This is a genomic window from Serratia sp. TSA_130.1 (genome assembly GCF_052691795.1).
Genome location: NZ_JBQZFS010000002.1, coordinates 1,207,181 through 1,231,342, shown reverse-complemented (window position 1 = coordinate 1,231,342; position 24,162 = coordinate 1,207,181). Strand labels below are relative to the sequence as shown.

Annotated in this window: 28 protein-coding genes and 1 tRNA gene; 25 read left to right on the top strand and 4 right to left on the bottom strand. The window is 59.1% G+C overall.

Going from position 1 to position 24,162, the window contains the following annotated elements; genetic code table 11:
* The first annotated feature begins 40 nt into the window (after positions 1 to 40).
* Positions 41 to 622 carry a D-sedoheptulose 7-phosphate isomerase gene (gene lpcA / locus ACUTQY_RS12840; protein ID WP_004930220.1) on the top strand — a complete coding sequence of 194 codons (582 nt, stop codon included), beginning with the start codon at positions 41 to 43 and terminating at the stop codon, positions 620 to 622.
* 103 nt (positions 623 to 725) lie between these two features.
* On the top strand, positions 726 to 1,529 hold the full coding sequence (locus tag ACUTQY_RS12835) for a class II glutamine amidotransferase (protein ID WP_019454310.1): 804 nt from the start codon (positions 726 to 728) through the stop codon (positions 1,527 to 1,529).
* On the opposite strand, the gene dpaA is transcribed toward ACUTQY_RS12835, so the two are convergent.
* Positions 1,464 to 2,231: a peptidoglycan meso-diaminopimelic acid protein amidase gene (dpaA, locus tag ACUTQY_RS12830; protein WP_033641973.1), complete on the bottom strand. Its 768-nt coding sequence runs from the start codon at positions 2,229 to 2,231 to the stop codon at positions 1,464 to 1,466. The genes ACUTQY_RS12835 and dpaA overlap by 66 nt on opposite strands.
* Before the next feature lie 552 nt (positions 2,232 to 2,783).
* On the opposite strand from dpaA, the gene ACUTQY_RS12825 reads away from it, so the two are divergent.
* From ACUTQY_RS12825 to nqrM, 8 genes are read left to right on the top strand one after another with little or no spacing between them, the layout of a single operon-like run.
* Positions 2,784 to 4,133: a Na(+)-translocating NADH-quinone reductase subunit A gene (locus ACUTQY_RS12825; RefSeq protein WP_042783737.1), complete on the top strand. Its 1,350-nt coding sequence runs from the start codon at positions 2,784 to 2,786 to the stop codon at positions 4,131 to 4,133.
* A gap of 3 nt (positions 4,134 to 4,136) precedes the next feature.
* Positions 4,137 to 5,378 carry an NADH:ubiquinone reductase (Na(+)-transporting) subunit B gene (locus ACUTQY_RS12820; RefSeq protein WP_016928991.1) on the top strand — a complete coding sequence of 414 codons (1,242 nt, stop codon included), beginning with the start codon at positions 4,137 to 4,139 and terminating at the stop codon, positions 5,376 to 5,378.
* Positions 5,368 to 6,162, top strand: a complete 795-nt coding sequence (locus tag ACUTQY_RS12815) for a Na(+)-translocating NADH-quinone reductase subunit C (RefSeq protein WP_033651018.1) — start codon at positions 5,368 to 5,370, stop codon at positions 6,160 to 6,162. Before ACUTQY_RS12820 ends, ACUTQY_RS12815 begins: the two co-directional genes overlap by 11 nt.
* Entirely contained in the window at positions 6,155 to 6,784 is a 630-nt protein-coding gene (locus tag ACUTQY_RS12810; RefSeq protein ID WP_004930232.1) for an NADH:ubiquinone reductase (Na(+)-transporting) subunit D, read from the top strand. The genes ACUTQY_RS12815 and ACUTQY_RS12810 overlap by 8 nt, the downstream gene beginning before the upstream one ends.
* Positions 6,785 to 6,790: 6 nt before the next feature.
* Positions 6,791 to 7,387 (top strand): NADH:ubiquinone reductase (Na(+)-transporting) subunit E, encoded by a 597-nt coding sequence (nqrE, locus tag ACUTQY_RS12805; RefSeq protein ID WP_004930235.1) that lies wholly within the window; start codon positions 6,791 to 6,793, stop codon positions 7,385 to 7,387.
* Positions 7,388 to 7,402: 15 nt separating this feature from the next.
* Positions 7,403 to 8,626, top strand: coding sequence for an NADH:ubiquinone reductase (Na(+)-transporting) subunit F (nqrF, locus tag ACUTQY_RS12800; protein ID WP_033634097.1), 1,224 nt, complete (start codon positions 7,403 to 7,405; stop codon positions 8,624 to 8,626).
* Positions 8,627 to 9,658, top strand: a complete 1,032-nt coding sequence (locus tag ACUTQY_RS12795) for an FAD:protein FMN transferase (RefSeq protein ID WP_122016491.1) — start codon at positions 8,627 to 8,629, stop codon at positions 9,656 to 9,658.
* 7 nt (positions 9,659 to 9,665) lie between these two features.
* The gene (nqrM, locus tag ACUTQY_RS12790; RefSeq protein ID WP_016928987.1) at positions 9,666 to 9,893 is read left to right on the top strand and encodes a (Na+)-NQR maturation NqrM; all 228 of its coding nucleotides are present in this window, start codon (positions 9,666 to 9,668) and stop codon (positions 9,891 to 9,893) included.
* 32 nt (positions 9,894 to 9,925) lie between these two features.
* Here the strand turns inward: nqrM and ACUTQY_RS12785 are convergent, their stop codons facing one another.
* Positions 9,926 to 10,147, bottom strand: a complete 222-nt coding sequence (locus tag ACUTQY_RS12785) for a hypothetical protein (RefSeq protein WP_046688287.1) — start codon at positions 10,145 to 10,147, stop codon at positions 9,926 to 9,928.
* Between the two features lie 221 nt (positions 10,148 to 10,368).
* On the opposite strand from ACUTQY_RS12785, the gene ACUTQY_RS12780 reads away from it, so the two are divergent.
* The gene (locus ACUTQY_RS12780; RefSeq protein WP_046688288.1) at positions 10,369 to 10,902 is read left to right on the top strand and encodes a hypothetical protein; all 534 of its coding nucleotides are present in this window, start codon (positions 10,369 to 10,371) and stop codon (positions 10,900 to 10,902) included.
* Positions 10,903 to 10,906: 4 nt separating this feature from the next.
* Complete coding sequence (locus tag ACUTQY_RS12775; protein ID WP_046688289.1) at positions 10,907 to 11,326, top strand: putative T6SS immunity periplasmic lipoprotein; 420 nt, start codon at positions 10,907 to 10,909, stop codon at positions 11,324 to 11,326.
* Between the two features lie 66 nt (positions 11,327 to 11,392).
* Here the strand turns inward: ACUTQY_RS12775 and ACUTQY_RS12770 are convergent, their stop codons facing one another.
* Positions 11,393 to 12,289 (bottom strand): glycerophosphodiester phosphodiesterase family protein, encoded by an 897-nt coding sequence (locus ACUTQY_RS12770; protein WP_342188286.1) that lies wholly within the window; start codon positions 12,287 to 12,289, stop codon positions 11,393 to 11,395.
* 183 nt (positions 12,290 to 12,472) lie between these two features.
* On the opposite strand from ACUTQY_RS12770, the gene dinB reads away from it, so the two are divergent.
* Positions 12,473 to 13,534 (top strand): DNA polymerase IV, encoded by a 1,062-nt coding sequence (gene dinB / locus ACUTQY_RS12765; protein WP_042783740.1) that lies wholly within the window; start codon positions 12,473 to 12,475, stop codon positions 13,532 to 13,534.
* 42 nt (positions 13,535 to 13,576) lie between these two features.
* Here the strand turns inward: dinB and pepD are convergent, their stop codons facing one another.
* Positions 13,577 to 15,037: a beta-Ala-His dipeptidase gene (gene pepD, locus ACUTQY_RS12760; RefSeq protein WP_046688291.1), complete on the bottom strand. Its 1,461-nt coding sequence runs from the start codon at positions 15,035 to 15,037 to the stop codon at positions 13,577 to 13,579.
* A 338-nt stretch (positions 15,038 to 15,375) separates the two neighbouring features.
* On the opposite strand from pepD, the gene gpt reads away from it, so the two are divergent.
* The 12 genes from gpt to ACUTQY_RS12700 all read left to right on the top strand — a co-directional run bounded on the left by gpt (position 15,376) and on the right by ACUTQY_RS12700 (position 24,158).
* Positions 15,376 to 15,834, top strand: coding sequence for a xanthine phosphoribosyltransferase (gene gpt / locus ACUTQY_RS12755; RefSeq protein ID WP_025301674.1), 459 nt, complete (start codon positions 15,376 to 15,378; stop codon positions 15,832 to 15,834).
* Positions 15,835 to 15,975: 141 nt separating this feature from the next.
* Positions 15,976 to 17,223, top strand: a complete 1,248-nt coding sequence (gene frsA, locus ACUTQY_RS12750) for an esterase FrsA (protein ID WP_046688292.1) — start codon at positions 15,976 to 15,978, stop codon at positions 17,221 to 17,223.
* 60 nt (positions 17,224 to 17,283) lie between these two features.
* Positions 17,284 to 17,685 carry a sigma factor-binding protein Crl gene (crl, locus tag ACUTQY_RS12745; RefSeq protein WP_033641981.1) on the top strand — a complete coding sequence of 134 codons (402 nt, stop codon included), beginning with the start codon at positions 17,284 to 17,286 and terminating at the stop codon, positions 17,683 to 17,685.
* A gap of 116 nt (positions 17,686 to 17,801) precedes the next feature.
* Complete coding sequence (gene proB / locus ACUTQY_RS12740; RefSeq protein ID WP_033651028.1) at positions 17,802 to 18,905, top strand: glutamate 5-kinase; 1,104 nt, start codon at positions 17,802 to 17,804, stop codon at positions 18,903 to 18,905.
* Positions 18,906 to 18,914: 9 nt separating this feature from the next.
* The gene (proA, locus tag ACUTQY_RS12735; protein WP_046688293.1) at positions 18,915 to 20,168 is read left to right on the top strand and encodes a glutamate-5-semialdehyde dehydrogenase; all 1,254 of its coding nucleotides are present in this window, start codon (positions 18,915 to 18,917) and stop codon (positions 20,166 to 20,168) included.
* A 191-nt stretch (positions 20,169 to 20,359) separates the two neighbouring features.
* Positions 20,360 to 20,435 (top strand) — tRNA-Thr (locus ACUTQY_RS12730).
* A 162-nt stretch (positions 20,436 to 20,597) separates the two neighbouring features.
* Positions 20,598 to 21,779, top strand: a complete 1,182-nt coding sequence (locus tag ACUTQY_RS12725) for a tyrosine-type recombinase/integrase (RefSeq protein ID WP_046688294.1) — start codon at positions 20,598 to 20,600, stop codon at positions 21,777 to 21,779.
* Positions 21,780 to 22,558: 779 nt separating this feature from the next.
* Positions 22,559 to 22,822: a helix-turn-helix transcriptional regulator gene (locus tag ACUTQY_RS12720; RefSeq protein ID WP_063990842.1), complete on the top strand. Its 264-nt coding sequence runs from the start codon at positions 22,559 to 22,561 to the stop codon at positions 22,820 to 22,822.
* Positions 22,822 to 23,034, top strand: coding sequence for a hypothetical protein (locus ACUTQY_RS12715; RefSeq protein ID WP_232092559.1), 213 nt, complete (start codon positions 22,822 to 22,824; stop codon positions 23,032 to 23,034). Before ACUTQY_RS12720 ends, ACUTQY_RS12715 begins: the two co-directional genes overlap by 1 nt.
* Positions 23,021 to 23,566 (top strand): host cell division inhibitor Icd-like protein, encoded by a 546-nt coding sequence (locus ACUTQY_RS12710; RefSeq protein WP_089194316.1) that lies wholly within the window; start codon positions 23,021 to 23,023, stop codon positions 23,564 to 23,566. Before ACUTQY_RS12715 ends, ACUTQY_RS12710 begins: the two co-directional genes overlap by 14 nt.
* Positions 23,563 to 23,826 carry a hypothetical protein gene (locus tag ACUTQY_RS12705; protein ID WP_015376194.1) on the top strand — a complete coding sequence of 88 codons (264 nt, stop codon included), beginning with the start codon at positions 23,563 to 23,565 and terminating at the stop codon, positions 23,824 to 23,826. The genes ACUTQY_RS12710 and ACUTQY_RS12705 overlap by 4 nt, the downstream gene beginning before the upstream one ends.
* Positions 23,823 to 24,158: a DUF5375 family protein gene (locus tag ACUTQY_RS12700; protein WP_089194318.1), complete on the top strand. Its 336-nt coding sequence runs from the start codon at positions 23,823 to 23,825 to the stop codon at positions 24,156 to 24,158. Before ACUTQY_RS12705 ends, ACUTQY_RS12700 begins: the two co-directional genes overlap by 4 nt.
* The last annotated feature ends 4 nt before the right edge of the window (positions 24,159 to 24,162 follow it).

Sequence of the window (24,162 nt, the reverse complement as noted above, 5' to 3'; positions counted from 1 at the left end):
ACTGCGGAGCGGAAGATTTGACGATAACAAGAGGTTCCTCATGTACCACGACCTTATTCGCAGTGAACTGAACGAAGCGGCTGATACCCTGGCGAAATTTATCAATGACGACGCCAACATCGACGCCATCCAACGCGCGGCGGTGCTGCTGGCGGACTCCTTCAAAGCCGGCGGTAAAGTGATCTCCTGCGGCAACGGCGGTTCCCATTGCGACGCGATGCACTTCGCCGAAGAGCTGACCGGCCGCTACCGTGAAAACCGCCCGGGCTACCCGGCGATTGCCATCTCGGACGTGAGCCATCTGTCCTGCGTCAGCAACGACTTCGGCTATGAGTATGTGTTCTCCCGCTATGTGGAAGCGGTGGGCCGCGAAGGCGACGTGCTGCTGGGCATTTCCACCTCCGGCAACTCCGGCAACATCATCAAGGCCATCGACGCGGCGCGCGCCAAGGGGATGAAAGTGATCACCCTGACCGGCAAGGACGGCGGCAAAATGGCGGGTTCCGCCGATGTGGAAATCCGTGTGCCGCACTTCGGCTACGCCGATCGCATTCAGGAAATCCACATCAAAGCGATTCACATCTTGATTCAGCTGATCGAAAAAGAGATGGTTAAGGCTTGATAGCCTTCGGGGGGGCTCCGGCTCCCCCAGGAATAAGACAGCGGGCGCCGCATGCATGCCGCGCCCGCACAGCGTATGTCAGTGTGGTTAAGGAGTGCTGGCGATGTGTGAACTGCTCGGGATGAGCGCAAACGTACCGACCGATATCTGCTTCAGCTTTACCGGCCTGGTACAGCGCGGCGGCCGCACCGGGCCGCATAAGGATGGCTGGGGCATTACCTTCTATGAAGGGAACGGCTGCCGCACATTCAAGGATCCGCAGCCGAGCTTCAACTCGCCGATCGCCCGCCTGGTGCAGGACTATCCGATCAAGTCTTGCGCGGTGGTGTCCCATATTCGCCAGGCCAACCGCGGCGAAGTGGCGCTGGAAAACACCCATCCGTTCACCCGCGAACTGTGGGGCCGCAACTGGACCTACGCGCACAACGGCCAATTGAAAGGCTATCGCCAGCTGGATACCGGCACGTTTCGCCCGGTCGGCCAGACCGACAGCGAATACGCGTTTTGCTGGCTGCTGCATCAGCTGGCGTTGAAATACCCGCGCACCCCGAGCCAGTGGCCGGCGGTGTTCCGCTATATCGGCCTGTTGGCGAGCCAGCTGCGCAAGAAAGGGGTGTTCAACATGCTGTTGTCGGACGGGCGCTTCGTGATGGCCTATTGCTCCACCAACCTGTATTGGATCACGCGCCGCGCGCCGTTCGGCAAGGCGACGCTGCTCGATCAGGACGTGGAAATCGATTTTCAGCAGCAGACCACACCGAACGATGTGGTCACGGTGATCGCCACCCAACCGCTGACCGCCAACGAAACCTGGCACAAGATTGAGCCAGGCGAGTTCGCGTTATTTCACTTCGGTGAGCGGCTTGTTCTGAGCGAAGGGATTGGTGTTGGGCGTCGGGCTGGTTGACGCGTACTGCGTCATCTGGCCGCTGCTCATCAACGGTTGACCCAAGACATACTGGCCGTTGTCTACGGTCATCATCGGCGGCTGGTGGTTCTTCGCGAAGTAATCATAGCCCGGCTTCAGCTGGCGCCAGAAGGCGATATAGCTGGATGACGCATGGCGCTTCAGGTTCTGTTCGGTCATGCGGAACGGGTAGATGCTGATGTCGACGCGGCTTTGGCCATAGGCGAAGGCGGCTTCGACGTAGCGATAGATCTCATCCATATAGGTGTTGGTCATCGCGTAACAGCCGATCGATTTACATTCGCCGTGGATCATCAGATAAGCGCCGGAATAGCCCTGCGACTTATCGTAATCATTAGGGAAACCGATATTGATCGCCCGATAATACTTGCTGTCGGGTTTCAGATGGCGCGCGTCAACGCTATAAAAGCCTTCCGGACTTTTAAAGTCGCCTTCACGACGTTTAGGACCCAGCCCGCCGGAGAAATTACAGATCGGGAACGTATTGACCAAGCGGAATTCATTGCCCATTTTGGCATACAATTCCAGCTTGCGTTCCTCTTTGAAGATCTGAATATAGACCGGCGACCCCAATAATTGCTGTTTAACTACCGGCGCTTCGGGTACCTGCTCGCTGGCGCTGCAGGCCGTGATCATCGGCATAGAAACAAGCATCGCAAACAACAGCGCGATTTTGCTCATTATTATTCCTGCTTATATTTATCTGCCGGCGCAATGAGATTGGCCAGCGTGCCACTGATTATTGTTTTTACTGCTGCAAAACACCGCCAGATTACCAGCGCGTTTATTTTTAGCAATACGTGATATGTATAAAAAAACGACAAAGCTCGATAAAAGTGAAATGACCGGCAGATTTTAACGATAAGTAGTGAAAAACAGGCGAAATTTAATTGCGTTTGCTTGACACAAGTCACGACGGAACGCAGAACAATGTTGCGAACAATGTTAATATTCTCTCTTCAATTTAACGCGCTGTGGCGATTGAAGCGGCAAGAGTTATTGCATATAACCCGGCCGTTTTGATGGTTATTTGGCTACATGCCGTTAACACATCGACTGTCGCGCAAACAACGGAAGGGGGATTCAAGGGAATGCGCGTTACCCCAGTTTTTCACTGCGAGAAAGTTCATGTTGGGCGTGCCGTTGTGCGCACTGCCCGGCAATCCTGGCATCGTCAGCACCCGCCTCTGGGGCCGGTCAGACGTGTAAACCAAACTACATCGTATAAATCCTATGATTAAGATCAGAAAAGGGTTAGATCTGCCGATAGCCGGAGCCCCGGTTCAGGCGATCCAAGATGGCCCGAACATTCAGCATGTCGCCCTGCTTGGGGAAGAGTATGTCGGAATGCGTCCCTCCATGCTGGTGCAGGAAGGCGATACCGTTAAGAAAGGCCAGGCGTTGTTCGAAGATAAGAAAAACCCCGGGGTTTTCTTCACGGCTCCCGCCAGCGGCCGCATCGTCGCGATTAACCGCGGCGAGCGGCGCGTCTTGCAATCGGTGGTGATTGCGCTGGAAAACGGCGGCGACGATCAGCTCGAGTTTGCGCATTATCCGTTGGGTGAACTCAGCCAACTGCCGCGCGAACAGGTCGAAAGCGAACTGATCGCCAGCGGCCTGTGGACCGCGCTGCGCACCCGCCCGTTCAGCAAAACGCCAAGCCCCGGCAGCGAACCGCGCGCCATTTTCGTCACCGCGATGGATACCCAACCGTTGGCCGCCGATCCGCAGGTGATCATCGCCGAACAACAGGCGGCGTTCAACGCCGGGCTGGTGGTCTTGGCGCGTCTGACGGCGGGTAAGGTACACGTATGCCACGCCGCCGGCGCCTCGGTTGGCCAGCAGAGCGGCCCGCAGATCGCCTACAGCGAATTTGCCGGCCCGCATCCCGCCGGGCTGGTGGGCACCCACATTCACTTCCTTGAACCGGTCAGCCTGAAGAAAACCGTTTGGCACATCGGTTACCAGGACGCGATCGCCATCGGCACCCTGTTCACCACCGGTAAGCTCGATACCCGCCGGGTCGTGGCGCTGGCCGGGCCGCAGGTGGCGCAGCCGACGCTGCTGCGCACCCGCCTGGGAGCCAGCCTCGATGAGCTGACCGCCGGCCGCCTGAAAGAGGGCGAGAACCGGGTGATCTCCGGTTCGGTGCTGAACGGTATGCAGGCCGCCGGGCCGAACGCCTGGCTGGGCCGTTTCCACTCGCAGGTGTCGGTGCTGGAAGAAGGGCGCGACAAAGAGCTGTTCGGCTGGATCGTGCCGTCGCCGAACAAGTTCTCCATTACCCGCACCACGCTGGGCCACTTCCTGAAAAACAAACTGTTCGCCTTCTCGACCACCACTAACGGCGGCGAACGCGCCATGGTGCCGATCGGCAACTATGAGCGGGTGATGCCGCTGGATATTTTGCCGACGCTGCTGCTGCGCGATTTGCTGGCGGGCGACAGCGACAGTGCGCAGGCGCTGGGCTGCCTGGAGCTGGACGAGGAAGATCTGGCGTTGTGCACCTTCGTTTGCCCCGGCAAGTATGAGTACGCGCCGGTGCTGCGCGAGGTGCTGACCAAGATTGAGCAGGAAGGATAACCGATGGGCCTGAAGAATTATTTTGAGAAGATAGAGCATCACTTCACGCCGGGCGGCAAACTGGAAAAGTGGTACCCGCTGTATGAAGCGACCACCACGGTGTTTTATACCCCCGGCACGGTGACGCGCGGCGCTTCGCACGTGCGCGACGCCATCGATTTGAAACGCATGATGATCCTGGTGTGGCTGGCGGTGTTCCCGGCGATGTTTTGGGGCATGTACAACGTCGGCCAGCAGGCGATCCCGGCGCTGCACCATCTGTACAGCGGCGACGCGCTGCAACAGGTGCTGGCGGGCGACTGGCATTATCGCCTGGCGCAGTGGCTCGGCGCCTCGCTGGCGGCCGACGCCGGCTGGGTCAGCAAGATGGTGCTGGGCGCCTGTTACTTCCTGCCGATCTACGCCGTGGTGTTCGTCGTCGGCGGCTTCTGGGAAGTGTTGTTCGCCATTATCCGCAAGCATGAGGTCAACGAAGGCTTCTTCGTCACTTCTATCCTGTTCGCGCTGATCGTGCCGCCGACCCTGCCGCTGTGGCAGGCCGCGCTGGGCATCACCTTCGGCGTGGTGGTGGCCAAAGAGATCTTCGGCGGCACCGGGCGCAACTTCCTCAACCCGGCGCTGGCCGGCCGCGCCTTCCTGTTCTTCGCCTATCCGGCGCAGATCTCCGGTGACTTGGTGTGGACCTCCGCGGACGGTTTCTCCGGCGCGACGCCGCTGGCGCAGTGGAGCGCAGGCGGGGCGCACAGCCTGAGCAACGTGGCCACCGGCCAGTCCATCAGTTGGCTGGACGCCTTCCTCGGCAACATTCCCGGCTCCATCGGTGAAGTCTCCACGCTGATGATCCTGATCGGCGGGGCGATTATCCTGTTCGGCCGCGTGGCCTCCTGGCGCATCGTCGCCGGCGTGATGCTCGGCATGGTGGCTTCCGCCCTGTTGTTCAACGCCATCGGTTCGGACACCAACCCGATGTTTGCCATGCCGTGGTACTGGCATCTGGTGCTGGGCGGCTTCGCCTTCGGCATGATCTTTATGGCGACCGACCCGGTTTCCGCCTCCTTCACCAATAAGGGGAAATGGTGGTACGGCATTCTGATCGGCGTGATGTGCGTGCTGATCCGGGTGGTCAACCCCGCCTATCCGGAAGGCATGATGCTGGCGATCCTGTTCGCCAACCTGTTCGCGCCGCTGTTCGATTACCTGGTGGTGCAGGCCAACATCAAGCGGAGAAAAGCCCGTGGCGAATGAAGCGAAAAACGACGGCATCGGTAAAACGCTGCTGGTAGTGCTGCTGCTGTGTCTGGTGTGTTCAGTGGTGGTGGCGGGCTCCGCCGTCGGCCTGAAGTCCAAACAGCAGGAGCAAAAGCTGCTCGACAAGCAGCGCAATATTCTCGACGTAGCCGGCCTGTTGCAGCCGAAAATGGAGAGCGAGCAGGTCAAGCGCCTGTACAGCGAGCGCATCGAACCGCGCCTGGTGGATCTGAACAGCGGCGAATTTGTCGCCGGCAAGGCGGCGGCGTTCGATCTGGGCACCGCGCTGCGCGACGACGCCAAAAGCGTGGCGTTGCCCGCGGGCGACGATCCGGCCGGCATCAAGCGCCGCAGCAACCAGGCGGAAATCTACCTGGTGCGCGATGAAAGCGGCCAGGTGAACAAGATTGTGTTGCCGGTATACGGCACCGGTCTGTGGTCGATGATGTACGCCTTCGTGGCATTGGATAACGACGGCAACACGGTCAAGGGCATCACCTACTACGACCAGGGGGAAACGCCGGGGCTGGGCGGTGAGGTCGAGAACCCGTCCTGGCGCCAGCAGTGGGTCGGCAAGCAGCTGTTCGACGACAACGGCCAGCCGGCGATCCGCGTGGTGAAAGGCGGCGCGCGTCAGGGGGACGTACACGGGGTGGATGGCCTGTCCGGCGCCACGCTGACCTCCAACGGCGTGCAGCATACGTTTGATTTCTGGTTGGGCGAGCACGGCTTCGGCCCGTTCCTGAAAAAAGTTCGTGAAGGAGCGTTGAAAAATGGCTGATTCCAAAGAGATAAAGCGGGTCCTGCTGGGGCCGCTGTTCGACAATAACCCGATCGCCCTGCAGGTGCTGGGCGTCTGTTCGGCGCTGGCGGTGACCACCAAGCTGGAAACGGCGGTGGTGATGACCATTGCGGTGACGCTGGTGACCGCGTTCTCCAGCTTCTTCATCTCGCTGATCCGTCATCATATTCCCAACAGCGTGCGCATCATCGTACAGATGGCGATCATCGCCTCGCTGGTGATCGTGGTCGATCAGCTGTTGCGCGCCTATGCATTCGAGATCTCCAAGCAGCTGTCGGTGTTCGTCGGCCTTATCATCACCAACTGCATCGTGATGGGGCGCGCCGAGGCCTACGCCATGAAGTCGCCGCCGATCGAGAGCTTTATGGACGGCATCGGCAACGGGCTGGGTTACGGGGTGATCCTGGTGCTGGTCGGTTTCCTGCGCGAGCTGATTGGCTCCGGCAAGCTGTTCGGCGTTCCGGTGCTGGAAACGGTGCAGAACGGCGGCTGGTATCAGCCGAACGGCCTGTTCCTGCTGGCGCCGAGCGCGTTCTTCATCATCGGCCTGCTGATCTGGGTGCTGCGCACCCTGAAGCCGGCGCAGATCGAAAAGGAGTAAAGGCCGATGGAACACTATATCAGCCTGTTTGTGCGCGCGGTGTTCGTCGAGAACATGGCGCTGGCGTTCTTCCTCGGGATGTGTACTTTCCTGGCGGTGTCGAAGAAGGTGTCGACCGCCTTTGGCCTGGGCATCGCGGTGACCATCGTGCTCGGCATTTCGGTGCCGGTGAATAACCTGGTCTATAACCTGATCCTGCGCGACGGCGCGCTGGTGGAGGGCGTCGATCTGAGCTTCCTCAACTTCATCACCTTCATCGGCGTGATTGCGGCGCTGGTGCAGATTTTGGAGATGATCCTCGATCGCTTCTTCCCATCGCTGTATAACGCGCTCGGCATCTTCCTGCCGCTCATTACCGTGAACTGCGCCATCTTCGGCGGCGTGTCCTTCATGGTGCAGCGCGACTACAACTTCGCCGAATCGGTGGTGTACGGCTTTGGTTCCGGCACCGGCTGGATGCTGGCGATCGTTGCCATGGCGGGGATCCGCGAAAAACTCAAGTATGCCAACGTGCCGGCAGGGCTGCGCGGTCTGGGCATTACCTTTATCACCACCGGACTGATGGCGCTGGGCTTCATGTCCTTCTCCGGTGTTCAGTTGTAAAGGCGGGAAGAATTTATGGAAATTATTTTAGGCGTAGCGATGTTCACCGCCATCGTGATGGTGCTGGTGTTGCTGATCCTGTTCGCCAAATCGAAGCTGGTGAACACCGGCGACATCGCGGTGGAAATCAATGGCGATCTGGATAAAAGCTTCCATGCGCCTGCGGGCGACAAGCTGCTCAACGTGCTCTCCAGCCAGGGGATCTTCGTCTCCTCGGCCTGCGGCGGCGGCGGCTCCTGCGGCCAGTGCCGGGTGGTGATCAAAGAGGGCGGCGGCGATATCCTGCCGACCGAGCTCTCGCACATCAACAAGCGCGAAGCGAAAGAAGGGTGCCGCCTGGCGTGCCAGGTGAACGTGAAGCAGAACCTGAAGATCGAGCTGCCGGAAGAGATCTTCGGCGTGAAGAAATGGGAGTGCGAGGTTATCTCCAACGATAACAAAGCCACCTTTATCAAAGAGCTGAAGCTGAAGATCCCCGATGGCGAAGACGTGCCGTTCCGCGCGGGCGGTTTCATCCAGATCGAAGCGCCGGCGCACGACATCAGTTACGCCGACTTCGACGTGCCGCAGGAGTATCGCGGCGACTGGGACAAGTTCAACCTGTTCCGCTACCGTTCGACGGTGAACGACACCACGGTGCGCGCCTACTCGATGGCCAACTACCCGGAAGAGAAGGGCATCATCATGCTCAACGTGCGTATCGCCACGCCGCCGCCCAACAATCCGGACGTGCCGCCGGGCATCATGTCTTCCTATATCTGGTCGCTGAAGCCGGGCGACAAGGTGACCATCTCCGGGCCGTTCGGCGAGTTCTTCGCCAAGGACACCGACGCCGAAATGATCTTTATCGGCGGCGGCGCGGGCATGGCGCCGATGCGTTCGCACATCTTCGATCAGCTCAAGCGTTTGAACTCGAAACGCAAGATCACCTTCTGGTACGGTGCGCGTTCGCTGCGCGAGATGTTCTATGAAGACGACTTCAACCAGCTGCAGGCGGAGAACGAAAACTTCACCTGGCACGTGGCGCTGTCGGATCCGCAGCCGGAAGATAACTGGACCGGCTACACCGGCTTTATCCATAATGTTCTGCTGGAGAACTACCTGAAGAACCACCCGGCGCCGGAGGACTGCGAGTTTTACATGTGCGGGCCGCCGATGATGAACGCCGCGGTGATCAAGATGCTCAAAGATCTGGGCGTCGAAGACGAAAACATCATGCTGGATGACTTTGGTGGCTAAATGCGCGCATTGGCGATGAAGAACTGGCTGACGGGCGTGGCGCTGAGCGCCACCCTGCTGCTGACCGGCTGCGGGCCGGAACAGGTGGACCTGACGGGTAAAACCATGGGCACCTCGTATTCGATCCGTTACGTGACCGGCGAAGATACGCCGTCGGCGCGCGAGATGCAGGCGGATATCGACAAACGGCTGGAGCAGGTGAACGATCAGATGTCCACCTACCGGCCGGATTCCGAGCTGAGCCGCTTCAACGCCAGCCGCGACATTGACCGGCCGTTCCCGGTTTCGCCGGCCACCGCCGAAGTGGTGCGCGAAGCGCTGCGCATCAACCGCGTCACCGATGGCGCGCTGGACGTGACCGTCGGGCCGCTGGTCAACCTGTGGGGCTTCGGCCCGGAAGGGCGGCCGGACAAAGTGCCGAGCGAGGCGGAGCTGGAGCATCGCCGCGCCTGGACCGGCGCCGACAAACTGTCGGTGCAGGGCAGCGCGCTGGTGAAAAGCATCCCTGAGCTGTACGTCGATCTGTCGTCGATCGCCAAAGGGTATGGCGTGGACGTGGTGGCGGAATATCTGCAGTCCCGGCATGTGAAGAACTACATGGTGGATATCGGCGGCGAGGTGCGCACGCGCGGGCATAACGGCGAACAAAAGCCGTGGCGCATCGCCATCGAGCGCCCGACCGCCGGTACGCAGCAGCAGGCGCAGCTGGTGATCCAACCCGGGGAGATGTCGATCGCCACCTCGGGTGACTATCGCAACTACTTCGAGCAAGACGGGGTGCGCTATTCGCACACCATCGATCCGATCACCGGGCGCCCAATCCATCATCGGTTGGTGTCGATCACCGTGCTGAGCCCGACCTGCATGACCGCCGACGGCCTGTCCACCGGCCTGAACGTGATGGGGCCGGAGCGCGGCATGGCGCTGGCCAACCTGCTCGGCATCCCGGTGTTCATGATCGTGAAAACCGCCGACGGCTTTGAGGAGCGTTATTCAGACGCGTTCAAGCCCTATCTGAAAAAGCGTTCGTGAGGTTGCTATGTTGACGGTATTCGCCGCTACCTTCGTGTTGTTTCTGCTGATCGTCGGCGGCATGTCGCTGGGCTATGTGTTCAAACGCAAAAGCCTGCAGGGCAGCTGCGGCGGCATCACCGCGCTGGGCATGGAGAAAGTCTGCGACTGCCCGGAGCCGTGCGATGCGCGCAAAAAACGCGAAGCCAAAGCGGCGCAGCGGCGCGAGCAGTTGGAAAAGCACCGCATTCTGTAGCTGTAGCGAAAACCCGGCCTTGACCGGGTTTTTTATTTGGGGGAGTTATTTGATTTTGAATAGGCCAGATTACCGAGTGCACTGCCCATGAAACAGCACAACATCAGGCCAATCGCCAGCAACTTGAAGTTAGCCGACATCTGATCCTCGCCCTCAATGTGGCCAATAATCCAGTCTGAGAGAAAGGGAAAAGCCAGGAGCATGAGGCCAATACCTATTATCGCACCGGCAATAATTGCTGCTATCCGTTTCATATCACCTCACCTGCCAGAACCAGACTTCTTTTGATTTAAAGAAATCGCTAAAACGCCCATCGTAATCTTTAATCTTGCTCAGGATTAAATCGTAAGGTTGATACATCTCTCATTTTAGAATCATTCGGATCTTCCTGATAGTTCTCAGCAGGTTAGTCTGTTGACTCGATTGGTTAAAATATCGTCTCATTAGGTTTATTTTGGATTTAGGGAGTTCCAGGATGGGACAACAACAAGAAGGGATAAAACGGGTGTTAACGGTGGGTGAAATTAATTTGGCCCGTTCCGTGTTTGGCAGGTCAGTTTTCTATGAGAAAGTCTTTGTTCACTGCGATAGCTATCTGCCGTTTGGGCTGCAAGCCAACAGAACGGCGATGGCACCCAACGGAGAAGTCTGGTTTAGACAAGCCTTATATAAGGCTGATTTTTCCACGGCCGCTGCAGGTTTCCAGCATGTATTTATCCACGAAATGAGCCATGTCTGGCAGCACCAAAAAGGTATGTGGGTGAGAACCCGAGGTTTATTGAGTTGGGCTGCTGAATACAAATATCGACTCGATGGTAAACAGCTGTTGTATAACTACTCCATGGAACAGCAAGCTTCTATCATCGCTGATTATTGGTTCCTGAAGAAGTATGGTTACACTATCTGGCTGGGCGCGATTAACAATGGCGTGAATTTTCAGGGCGTAACGGATAAAACGATCGCCAGAAAATACGAATATACGCTTTCTCAGTTTCTTAAGCAGAGGTAACAGGATGAACCGCATTATTTTGGTTGGAACACTGGCTTTGCTGCTCGCCGGCTGCATGCACATGAACGATCCGAGGCCAAAAAACTACGCGGCCAACGTCACTGTCGTTGATAACCACGTTTGTGTGCGGGTTCAACCTGAAGGGGACGAGCGGTTGGCCGGCGTTATTATCGAAGAAATCGGCAATGCCAACGCTATCTTCGGCAAGCACTTCACGGATAACGAGATGCCTGCGGTCACCGCGGCTACGTGCATTCCCGACGATAATTATAAATTCGAAGACGGGAAGTCTTACGGGGTATCGGTGACGCTGTTGTCGCCGGATAAACGAAGTCAAGGTCTTGAGCCTGCCGCCCGGCTGTTCGGCGCTGGGTTTAGTGTTCGCAATGAAAATGGCACCATCCAAGTGGTTCCTGCTCGCTAACGGATGTTGAAACCTGGGCGGGCATAAGGCGGGTTTGTCGAACCGCCTTATGCCGTAGCCGGTTATTTATTTCGCCTTGCGGAAGCTTTTCGCCTCGGCCGGGGAGTTAACCATCACGCCGTCGGCGCCCAGCGCCAGCGCCTGCTGATATTCCTGCGGCGAGTTGACCCCGAACAGGATGATGTGCGCCGGGCCCTGCGAGCGGAAACAGTCCATCGACTCTTTATCCCAGGTCAGAAATGCCTTCGAACGCCCTTCGCCGAGAGTATATTTCTCTACCACCTCCACCTCGCGCTTCAGCTCCAGCCCGTACCAGCGCGGCTGCTGGTTGTCCGGTTTGACGTCGCACTGGTGCGCCATGGTGACGTTGGCCAGCAGCGTGCGGGTCTCGTCGCGGCTTTCAAAGAGCGGGATGGCCGGCGGCAGCGCCTGCAGGTATTTGGCGTCGGTAGAGTAGACGCGGGTGCGGTTCAGGCTGTTGGTGCTTTGCAACGTCGCCAGCAGCGCCTGGCCAAACTGCGCCGGATCGGCGTCCGGGGATTTGATGTCCAGATAAAAGGTGACGTGCGGAAACGCCTTCAGCACGTCGTCGAGGCGCGGAATGCCGATGCCCCGGCCGCGGAACGGGTGGGCGTCACCCTTGGCGAAGGCCCAGCCGGCGTCGGTCTCGGCCAGCTGCGCGGCGGTATAGGCAGAGACCGGGCCCTGCCGGTTGGTCAACGCTTTCAGATCCGAGGGGCGATACAGCACGATGACGCCGTCTTTGGATTCTTGCAGGGTGATCCAAATGGCGTCGGCGCCGTTTTTCAATGCCGTTTCGATAGCGATGCGGGTGTTTTCCGGCGCATCGGCGGTGCCGCCGCGGTGGGCGACGATCGCCGGCGCATGACCGGCGGCGGCGCTGGCCGCCAGCGCGTTCAGCGACAGTGCGGAAGCCAGCAGCAAATGAGAAAATCTGATCATGTAGGATACCTTGTCGTTATCGTTGTGGAGAGCCGCACGGGATGGCGGAAATCATACTATTGAAAAATTAAGCTTTTTTAACAACGCGGAAATATCTGGCGGAAACGCCGCTTTCCTCGAGCTCCGCGGCCTTGAGCTTTCGGTATCTGACTGTATACTTATACAGTGTTACTGGAGGGTGCGATGCGTAAAATCATTCATGTCGATATGGACTGCTTCTTCGCGGCGGTGGAAATGCGCGACGATCCCAGCCTGCGTGATATTCCGCTGGCGATTGGCGGCAGCGCCGATCGGCGCGGGGTGATCAGCACCGCCAACTACCCGGCGCGGCGCTACGGCGTACACAGCGCCATGTCCACGGCGATGGCGCTCAAGCTGTGTCCGCATCTCACCCTGCTGCCGGGGCGCATGGCGGCCTATAAAGAGGCTTCGCTGCACATCCGCGAAATCTTCGCTCGCTATACCCCGCTGATCGAGCCGCTGTCGCTCGATGAAGCCTATCTCGACGTGACCGACAGCCCGCAATGCAACGGCTCGGCGACGCTGATCGCCCAGGAAATCCGTCAGGCGATCGCCGACGAACTGAACCTCACCGCGTCGGCCGGCGTCGCGCCGATCAAGTTTCTCGCCAAAATCGCCTCCGAGATGAACAAGCCGAACGGGCAATACGTGATCACGCCGGCGCAGGTGCCGGCGTTTTTGCAGCAGCTGCCGCTCAGCAAGATCCCCGGCGTCGGCAAGGTGACCGCCAAACGGCTGGAGGAAGTGGGGCTCATCACCTGCGCCGACGTGCAGCAATACGATTTGGCGCAGTTGCTCAAGCGGTTCGGCAAGTTTGGCCGGGTGTTGTGGGAGCGGTGTCAGGGCATCGATCGGCGCGAAATCTTAGCGGAGCGGCTGCGCAAATCGGTGGGGGTGGAGCGCACGCTGGCGGAAGACATTCACGACTGGGAAGACTGCGAAACGCTGATTATCGACAAACTCTATCCCGAGCTGGAGATGCGGCTGCGCAAGGTAAAGCCGGATCTGCACATCGCCCGGCAGGGCGTGAAGCTGAAGTTTCAGGATTTTCAGCAAACCACCCAGGAGCACGTCTTCCCGGTGTTGAACCGGCAGGATTTGCTGGAGGTGGCGCGGCAGGCGTGGCGCGAGCGGCGCGAAGGGCGCGGCGTGCGGCTGGTGGGGTTGCATGTGACGCTGCTCGATCCGCAGCTGGAGCGGCAGCTGGCGCTGCCTTGGGAATAAAAAAGCCGGCGAGTCGCCGGCTTTTTGCGTTAAGCGTGCAGATTACGCGCGCTCAGGGATTGCTTTCAGCAGCGAGGTCAGCAGCTTCCAGTACAGACCGACGCTTTCGATATGCACTTGCTCATCCGGCGAGTGCGGGCCGGTGATGGTTGGCCCGATCGATACCATATCCATGTTTGGATACGGCTTTTTGAACAGACCGCATTCCAGACCGGCGTGGATCACCATGATGTTCGGCGTCTTGTTGAACAGCTCCTGATACAGCTCGCGCACCAAGTGCATCACCGGCGAGTCGGCGTCCGGCTGCCAGCCCGGGTAGCCCCCCTTCGGCGCCACGTTGGCGCCGGCCAGCTGGCCCAGCGCGGTCAGCATCTCGACAACGTAATCTTTGCCGCTGTCGATCAGGGAGCGGATCAGGCAGATGATTTCCGCTTCGTTTTCGCTGGTGGTGACTACGCCGACGTTCAGCGAGGTTTCCACCACGCCTTTCACCGCGTCGCTCATGCGGATCACGCCGTTCGGCGTGCCGTTCAGTAGCGCCAGGAAGCGTTGCTGGCTGTCGGCGCTCAGCGCCTGCGAAGCGCTGGTGGTCGGCTCCAGCAGCACGGTGATGTTCTTCTCTTTGGCGGAGAGTTCGTTCTGCAGCACGGCCAGGAACTCTTGGCTCAGCGCTTTCAGCGCGTCGGCTTTTTCTGCCGGCACCGCTACCACCGCGGAGGCTTCACGCGGGATGGCGTTGCGCAGGGTGCCGCCGTTCAGGTCCAGCACGCGCAGGTTCAGCGCCTCCGCATGGGCGAACAGGAAGCGCGCCAGCAGTTTGTTGGCGTTGCCCAGCCCGACGTGGATCTCGGCGCCGGAATGGCCGCCTTTCAGGCCCTTGAGGGTCAGCTTCAGGGTTTGGTAACCGGCCGGCACCGCTTCGCGCTGCAGCGGCAGGGTGGTGATGAAGTCGATACCGCCGGCGCAACCCATGTAGATTTCGCCTTCTTCTTCGGAATCGGTATTGATCAGGATGTCCGCCTGCAGCCAGTTCGGCTGCAGCCCGAAGGCGCCGTCCATCCCCGCTTCTTCGGTCATGGTCAGCAGGACTTCCAGCGGGCCATGCTCAACGCTGTCGTCGGCCAGCACCGCCAGGGCGGAGGCCATGCCGATGCCGTTATCGGCGCCCAGCGTGGTGCCGCGCGCTTTCACCCACTCGCCGGCGATATAAGGCTGGATCGGATCCTTGGCGAAGTCGTGCACGGTGTCGTTATTCTTTTGCGGCACCATGTCCAGGTGCGCTTGCAGCGCCACCGGCTTGCGATTTTCCATGCCTTTGGTGGCCGGTTTGCGCAGCAGAATATTGCCGACCTGATCGCGCTCGGCGTGCAGGTTCTTTTCTTTGGCCCAGGTGAGGATGTGCTGCGCCAGCGCTTCTTCATGATAAGAAGGGTGTGGGATAGAACAGATCTTGGCGAAAATATCCCACAGCGGCTGTGGCGAAAGCTGAGACAATTCAGACACTATAAGTCTCCTGTGACGGCAGGCTCCGACAGGACGGGCGTGCCGCGCGGTTAAGGTGAGTGGGCATCTGTGCGTCGTGGCACGATCATCAGAGAATATCACTTTATTTCCGGCGGTGCGCGCCCCGTATTGTGCGGTTTAAGCGCTTGATCACACGGCTTCGCGGTGGGAACGTTCGTTTTTTCAGCATCAATCACCGGAAAGCTGCGCGGCGGAAATCACGAGGTTTTCCTCGGTACAGCTGGAATTCAACGCGGCCAGTCTCTATAATCTCGCGCAACCTTTTTTCCCCTGAACTATAAAATAAGCCGCTTCACCGCCGGCTGGGACACGATTCTATGAGCGAAAAATACGTTGTTACCTGGGATATGCTGCAGATGCACGCACGCAAGCTGGCGCACCGCCTGCTGCCTGCCGACAAATGGACAGGCATCATTGCCGTAAGCCGCGGCGGTCTGGTACCGGCGGGCCTGCTGGCGCGCGAACTGGGCATCCGCTATGTGGATACCGTCTGCATTTCCAGCTATGACCATGACAACCAACGCGAAATGAAAGTGCTCAAGCGCGCCGAAGGCGACGGTGAAGGCTTCATCGTGGTGGACGATCTGGTGGATACGGGCGGCACCGCGAAAGCGATCCGCGATATGTACCCGAAAGCGCATTTCGTCACCATCTTCGCCAAACCAGCGGGCCGTCCGCTGGTGGACGACTACGAAGTCGACATCCCGCAGGATACCTGGATCGAACAGCCGTGGGACATGGGCGTCAGCTTCGTTCCCCCGATCGGCGGTCGCTAAGTCCAGCCAGTTCCAGCCCAACGCCCGGTTATGCCGGGCGTTTGCGTTATCTTGGTTTATCCCGCCAGAGTTAGGTACACTACCTCCAGTTAAGTAGGCCTTTTGCGGCCTATCGCCAGATTTACGGAGGCTGTTGTTACCATGGCACAGGCCAACCTTTCTGAAATTCTTTTCAAGCCCAAATTCAAACATCCCGAAACCTCGACGCTGGTGCTGCGTGCGCGCAACAAAGTGAGCGCCGCCATGCATTCCGCATTGGAAGGCGACACCACCGGCAGCTGGTACCGCATGCTGAATCCGCTGCTGTGGGCCTGGCGTGGCGTCAGCCCGATCGAAATCCACGAAGTGCTGGCGCGCATCGCCGCCTCCGACGCCGAGCGCAGCAATCCGCAGCGGCTGGATACCGTGGTGGGCTACCGCAATGGCAACTGGATCTACGAGTGGATCCATCAGGGCATGCAGTGGCAGCAGCGGGCGACGGAGCAGCAGGATCCGCTGGTCGGCGGCGAGTACTGGCTGAAGGCCGCGAGCCTGTACAGCATCGCCGGTTACCCGCACCTGAAGGGCGACGAGCTGGCTGAACAGGCGGAGATGCTCGCCAACCGCGCTTACGAAGAGGCGGCGCTGCTGTTGCCGTATCAGCTGAAAGAGCTGGAGTTTCGCATTGAAGGCGGCGGCTGCGTCACCGGTTTCCTGCACATGCCCGAGAAGGGCGAAGCGCCGTTCCCGACGGTGCTGATGTGCGGCAGCCTCGACACGCTGCAGACCGACTACCACCGCCTGTTCCGCGACTACCTGGCGCCGTACGGCATCGCCATGCTGACGCTCGATATGCCGTCGATCGGCTCCTCCTGCAAGTGGAAGCTGACGCAGGACTCCAGCTACCTGCACCAGCAGGTGCTGATCCAGCTGGCCTCGGTGCCGTGGGTGGATCATCAGCGGGTGAGCGCCTTCGGCTTCCGCTTCGGCGCCAATGTGGCGGTGCGATTGGCCTACCTGGAGCCACAGCGGCTGCGCGGCGTGGCCTGCCTGGGACCGGTGGTGCATCGCCTGCTGTGTGACAGCAGCACCCAGCTGAACGTGCCGGACATGTATATGGACGTGCTGGCCAGCCGCATGGGCATGGCTAACGCCTCGGACAACGTGCTGAAGGTGGAACTGAACAGCTACTCGCTGAAAATGCAGGGGCTGCTGGGGCGCCGCTGCCCGACGCCGATGATCTCCGGCTACTGGGAGCGCGATACGCTCAGCCCGAAAGAGGAGTCGCAGCTGATCGTCACCTCTTCGGTGAGCGGCAAGCTGGTCGCCATCCCGCGCACCCCGGTTTATGACAGCTTCCACCGGGCGTTGCTGCAGATGTCCGGTTGGCTGAAGGATAAAATGCGTTAATTAGTTGCTAAATTTTAACAATTTGTTAAAAAGAGTGGTCTACATTGAGGAGGTTAGAGAATGACGTTACCGAGTGGTCACCCTAAAAGCCGACTAATGAAACGTTTTGCCAGCTTGGGGCCGTACCTGCGTGAAGGGCAATGTGAGAACGACCGGTTTTTCTTTGATTGTTTGGCCGTCTGCGTCAATGTGAAGCCCGCTCCGGAGAAGCGTGAGTTCTGGGGCTGGTGGATGGAGCTGCAGGCGGAAGAGGCGCGCTTCACCTATTCGTACCAATTCGGCCTGTTCGACAAAGAAGGCGACTGGACGGCGCAAAACATTAAGGATGATGAAGTGAGCGCCAAACTGGAAGACACCCTGCGCGACTTCCATCGCCGCCTGGGCGAGCTGCTGGCGACCATGGAACTGGGGCTGGAACCCGCCGACGATTTCAAAGAAAAACTGATCAAACTCTCCGCCTGACCCCGTTTGACCACGTATTGTGCTGATTTCGCGTTGTGCCTGTTGGCATAACGCGTCTCTCCTGTTACAAAGACCTTTGCACTCTTCTTCTCATCATTACACACGGCAGAAATACTATGAACGGCAGCCAGACATTGGTTGTGAAATTGGGCACCAGCGTGTTGACCGGCGGCTCGCTGCGTCTTAACCGCGCCCACATCGTCGAATTGGTGCGCCAGTGCGCGCAGCAACACGCCGCGGGCCACCGCATTGTCATCGTCACCTCCGGCGCCATCGCCGCCGGGCGCGAGCACCTGGGTTATCCCGAGCTGCCCGCCACCATCGCCTCCAAGCAGCTGCTGGCGGCGGTGGGGCAGAGCCGGCTGATCCAGCTGTGGGAACAGCTGTTCTCCATTTACGGCATTCACGTCGGGCAGATGCTGCTGACGCGCGCCGATCTGGAAGACCGCGAGCGCTTCCTCAACGCGCGCGACACTATGACGGCACTGCTGGACAACCGCATCGTGCCGGTAATCAATGAGAACGACGCCGTCGCCACCGCCGAAATCAAGGTGGGCGACAACGATAACCTGTCGGCGCTGGCGGCCATTTTGGCCGGGGCCGACAAACTGCTGCTGCTGACCGATCAGCAGGGCCTCTACACCGCCGATCCGCGCAACAACCCGCAGGCCGAACTGATCCGTGAGGTGCACGGCATCGACGACGCGCTGCGCGCCATCGCCGGCGACAGCGTTTCCGGTCTGGGCACCGGCGGCATGGGCACCAAGCTGCAGGCGGCCGACGTGGCCTGCCGCGCCGGCATCGACGTGGTGATCGCTGCCGGCAGCAAGCCGGGCGTGGTGGCGGACGTGATCGAAGGCAAACCGGTGGGCACCCGTTTCCACGCGCTGGAAACCCCGCTGGAAAACCGCAAGCGCTGGATCTTCGGCGCGCCGCCGGCCGGTGAAATCACCGTCGACGACGGTGCGGTGGAAGCGATGATGGCGCGCGGCAGCTCGCTGCTGCCGAAAGGCATCCGCGAAGTGAAGGGCGACTTCTCGCGCGGCGAAGTGATCCGCATCCGCAACCAGGCGGGGCGCGATCTGGCGCACGGCGTCAGCCGCTACAACAGCGACGCGATGCGTATGATCGCCGGGCACCACTCGCAGGAAATCAGCGAGATCCTCGGTTATGAATACGGTCCGGTGGCAGTGCACCGCGACGATATGATTGTCAGTTAAGGAGTGAGCATGCTGGAGCAGATGGGGAAGGCCGCCAAGCAGGCCTCCTGGCAGCTGGCGGTTCTGAGCACGGCGAAGAAGAATCAGGTGCTGTCGGTGATGGCCGACAGGTTGGAAGCCAACAGTGAAGCGATCCTGCTGGCGAACGAACAAGACATGGCGCAGGCGCGCGCCACCGGTATGAGCGAAGCGCTGCTCGATCGCCTGTTGCTGACCCCGGCGCGGCTGGCGGCGATCGCCAACGACGTGCGCCAGGTATGCCGCCTGAACGATCCGGTCGGCCACGTGCTGGACGGCAACCTGCTGGACAGCGGGCTGAAGCTGGAGCGCCGCCGGGTGCCTCTCGGCGTGATCGGCGTGATTTACGAGGCGCGGCCGAACGTCACCATCGACGTCGCCAGCCTGTGCCTGAAGACCGGCAACGCAGTGATCCTGCGCGGCGGTAAAGAGACGCACAACACCAACCAGGCGACGGTGAAAGTGATCCAGCAGGCGCTGGAACAGTGCGGCCTGCCGGCGGCGGCGGTGCAGGCGATCGACAGCCCGGATCGCGCGCTGGTGAGCGAACTGCTGCGCCTGGATCGCTATGTCGACATGCTGATCCCACGTGGCGGCGCCGGCCTGCACAAGCTGTGCCGCGAGCAATCGACCATCCCGGTGATCACCGGCGGCATCGGCGTGTGCCACACCTACGTGGATGCCGACGTTGATTTCGACAAGGCGCTGACGGTGATTGAAAACGCCAAGATCCAGCGCCCTAGCGCCTGTAACTCGCTGGAGACGCTGCTGGTGAACCGCAGCATCGCCGCCGAGTTCCTGCCGGCGCTGAGCGCCAAAATGGCGGCGGCGGGCGTGACGCTGCACGCGGCGGAAAACGCGCTGCCGCTGCTGCAGGGCGGCCCTGCGACGGTGGTGCCGGTGAACGCGGAGGATTACGACGACGAATGGCTGTCTCTGGATCTGAACGTATTGCTGGTGGACGATATCGATCAGGCCATCGACCACATCCGCACTCACGGCACCAACCACTCCGACGCGATCCTCACCCGCTCGCTGAGCAGCGCCGAGCACTTCGTGCGCGCGGTGGACTCCTCGGCGGTGTACGTCAACGCCAGCACCCGCTTCACCGACGGCGGCCAGTTCGGCTTGGGCGCGGAAGTGGCGGTGAGCACCCAGAAACTGCACGCCCGCGGCCCGATGGGCCTGGACGCGCTGACCACCTACAAGTGGATTGGCTACGGCGACGATCTGGTGCGCAGCTAAGGCCGGATTGCGGTAATAAAGAGGTCAGGGCGCAGCGGGCTGCGCCCTGATTGTTTTTGGAAAAGGGGGACTGCACGACAGTCTGGTTGCTTGCAAAACAACCAAACGCCCCGGCGGGCTATTGACTCATTTCGCGCGCAGGTCTACCTTGTTCAACGCACTTCCGGCTTGCCCCGCAGGCCCGGCTCGATGCCGATATAGCTCAGTTGGTAGAGCAGCGCATTCGTAATGCGAAGGTCGTAGGTTCGACTCCTATTATCGGCACCACTCTTTCTTCCTGTAACGTCCGCAATCATCCAAAAAAATATTAAATAACAATGCATTGACTGGGTTTTATGTCCGTGACTGTCCGGCGCTGTCCTGTGGAATCCAATATCAGGTGTGTGTAGAATTGCGTGTACTTCTGTTCGGTCTTGAATTTCTATACACATGCGACTTAATAACTTACAAATCCGGAATGCTAAACCCACCCCTAAACCTTACACGTTGAGTGATGGGTTGGGCTTATCCCTTTTGGTTGAACCCAATGGCAGCAAGAGCTGGCGCTTTCGTTATCGCTTTGCCGGTAAGCCCAAGATGATTTCATTCGGCGTCTATCCTGCCGTTTCGTTGGCCGATGCTCGGTTAAAGCGCGATGAATCCAGAAAGTTAGTTGCTGAGGGGCAGAACCCCAGCACAGTTCGTAAAGAGAAAAAGCTGGCGCAGCTATACGGGAATGCGAACACCTTTGAAGCGATCGCGAAGGAGTGGCATCAGTCCAAATTGGCGACGTGGTCAGCAGGGTATGCGGCCGATATCATGGACGCGTTCAACATTGATATTTTCCCCTATCTGGGACAGCATCCCATTTCGGCGATAAAGCCGCTTGAGCTACTCACAGTGCTTCGCAAAATTGAGGCGCGTGGGGCGCTTGAGAAAATGCGTAAGGTCAGACAGCGCTGCGGTGAGGTCTTCCGATATGCCACGGCAACCGGGCGAGCGGAGTTCAACCCAGCCGCCGATCTCTCCAGCGTTTTGATTAGCCCAAAATCTACTCATTATCCTTTTTTATCCGTTGATGAAATCCCCGATTTTCTTGCGGCGCTGGAGATGTACTCCGGCAGTCGGTTGGTACAGCTGGCGACGAAGTTACTGATGTTGACCGGAGTCAGGGGTATTGAGCTGCGCATGGCGCAATGGCATGAGGTTGATCTGGATAACGCGCTTTGGGAAATTCCGCAGGAGCGCATGAAAATGCGTCGAGCCCATCTCGTACCATTATCGACACAGGCTGTGGCTATATTGAATGAGCTGAAGACGCTTACGGGTAACTATCGCTATGTTTTCTCGGGACGGAATGATGTGAACAAACCGATGAGCGAAGCGAGTATCAACCAGCTCCTCAAGCGTATCGGTTATCACGGTCGGCTCACTGGCCACGGCTTCAGGCACATGATGTCCACGATTTTGCATGAGCAGGACTTTAATACCGCTTGGATAGAGATGCAGCTTGCCCACGTGGACAAGAACGCCATTCGCGGCACTTACAACCACGCTCAGTACCTTGAGAAACGCCGTGACATGTTGCAGTGGTACGCCGATTTTATTGCGGGCCTGGCCCAGCACTCTTAGCGCCAATAAATCGTTAAAACCCACTGGCGCGCAATGCTACCCCCGCCACGCCTGCCCGCTTTATGTGTCGCTTTTCATGCAGGTGCATGAGAGACCGCAGGCCGCGCTGCTACTGGTGCGGCAGGGGGTAAAAAATGCATTTTCTTGCATGCAAAATCATGCACTCTATGCATGCACGCGTTCTTTGACACCCGCTAGCCAGGAAAAAGGCTGTTTTTGGGGGGAAGGATTGGGGGCGCGTGATGGAAGCGGGCGTGATTATCCCATCATAGCGAGGCCAGAGATGGCGTCTTACGCCGCCTTTCTTCCCGTCTGTGTTTTTGTTATGTGGCTGCCTCAGATATTGATTGCAAAATCACCTTTGCGATTTTAGTTCTTATTTAAACTATTCACCACTGTTCACTTAAATAAAAATACAGTTAAATCAATTAATAAAGCTATGATGGGTCACTTCTGCACTCATCACCCGGTGTTCACTGCTGTTCACTCGGCTAAAAAGGGCCTTTTCTCTGGCTAGCCTGTGGTTGTGCCTGTACGCCTGTTTCTGCCTATTAATAAACGGCTATTCATGGCTCGTTCATTTCTTTGGGTTTGCCAAGGTTTGCCAATAAAGGTCAATATTAACCTATATGCCCATTTGGTTGAAAAATAGGCATAAAAGCTGTCCCACCACACAACAACGCCTTGTTGCCACCCCGATAAATATTCACATAATAGGGCGCTACCGAAGTTCACACAGTCCCGGCCAGCGTTGGTCGGACACAAAGAGGTAGCGTTTTATGTTGACCGTTTCCACCCCCATCCCATCTACCCCGTCGCCGGTGCCTCAAAACGGCTATACCCCGCGCGAGCGCTTTATCCGCCTGCCGGAGGTGCTCTACACCACCGGTCTGTCCCGCTCCACCGTGTACGAGATGATGAGCCGCCGGCAGTTCCCGGTTCAGGTTTCCCTTGGCGGTAAGAACGTCGCCTGGCTGGCCTCCGAGGTCGAACAGTGGATGGACGAACGTATCGCCAACCGTCATCAGGGGAGCGCTGAGTGATGCAGTTAACCCTCGGTCGACACAGTTTCACCTTGAGCGATAACGACGCCTTATTTGTGGCGGAAGCGATCTTGTTGCAGCGCAAACACCCGGACATCGTTTTACCGGTCCACTACAGCGAAAAGCACGGCGTGATCCGTCTTATGAAGCGCCAGACCGAAGTGAGTCTGTTCCATGTCGGCGAAGTGGTTGATCACTATGCGATCGATTGAACGTCCGGGGGCGTCTTACGGCTTGCCCCCACGTCCGGCCCTGCGCTATAGTCCTCCCGCTGCCGCAAAATCGGCAGCCGGGCGTAGGAACCCGTGTTACTTATTGGCGACACAACACGCGCCAGGCGTGTTTTTTTATGTCGTGGCCTTAGTGTGCTCATTTTTTGCGCGGTGGATGTTATGCTATCGCAGCAGTCAATCAATGGTGGCTCAGGCGGGGCAGCCTTCGGGCTGGCCGGTTTCCAATAAGGCCGGTATTCCTACCCCCGTCTGGGCTACCACCCATAAGTGTAGGAACTTCGGTGGTAGCAATAACCAAAACTTATTGGAGGCTGCCACCATGGCTACGACCCTCACCCCGACTCACCCGACATTCTGCTTTCTGTTCGCGGCCGTACGCCGTTCTGCTCTGACGGCTTCGCCCCGTATGGTGCGCACCGTGGCGGATAGCGAACGCAATGCCCGCCGCGTGCTGGCCCGTGATTACGTGTTGTCCTTTGCCGGTCGTCTGCCGGTTAAGGCGGCAGCATGAACACCCTGGCCGACCGCTACTACCGCGACACCCATTACCCTATCCCGCACGCCGATTTTCTGCGTCTCCAGCATGCGCACGCCACCGGCGTGCTGTTCCTTGACCTGCTGGACACCCTTGACCTCGGTGGGCAGCGTCCCGATGCCACGCAACAGGCGTCGTTTGCTTCGGTCATTGCTTTGCTGACCGACCAGCTCGGCCACGTCGTCAACACCTGTGAAACCCAAATCCTTGCCCGCATGGAGGCCACTGCCGCATGAACACCTCATCCTGTTTACCGATTGAAGTCCGCACCGCCGTTTTCCGCCGCGCCGTGGCGCAAGCCTATCTGGACACCTGCGCCTTTTACCGGGTGAGCCTCGGGTTCACGCTGGACGAGTTGCAGATGACGATTGCTCTGCGCCTGGAGGGGCACTTTGTGCGTCAGTACGGCGCAGAAGACGGCATGGATATGGCATGTACGATGCTGAGCGACATGGTGCAGCCGGACGTTCTGGTGGCCGCGCCGCGCCTGACCGCGCTGGGGCAAAAGATGATGGACGAGCTGTGCTGCGAGCGCCTGTCGGCGGCACAGCATGCCACCGTACACTGAGGAG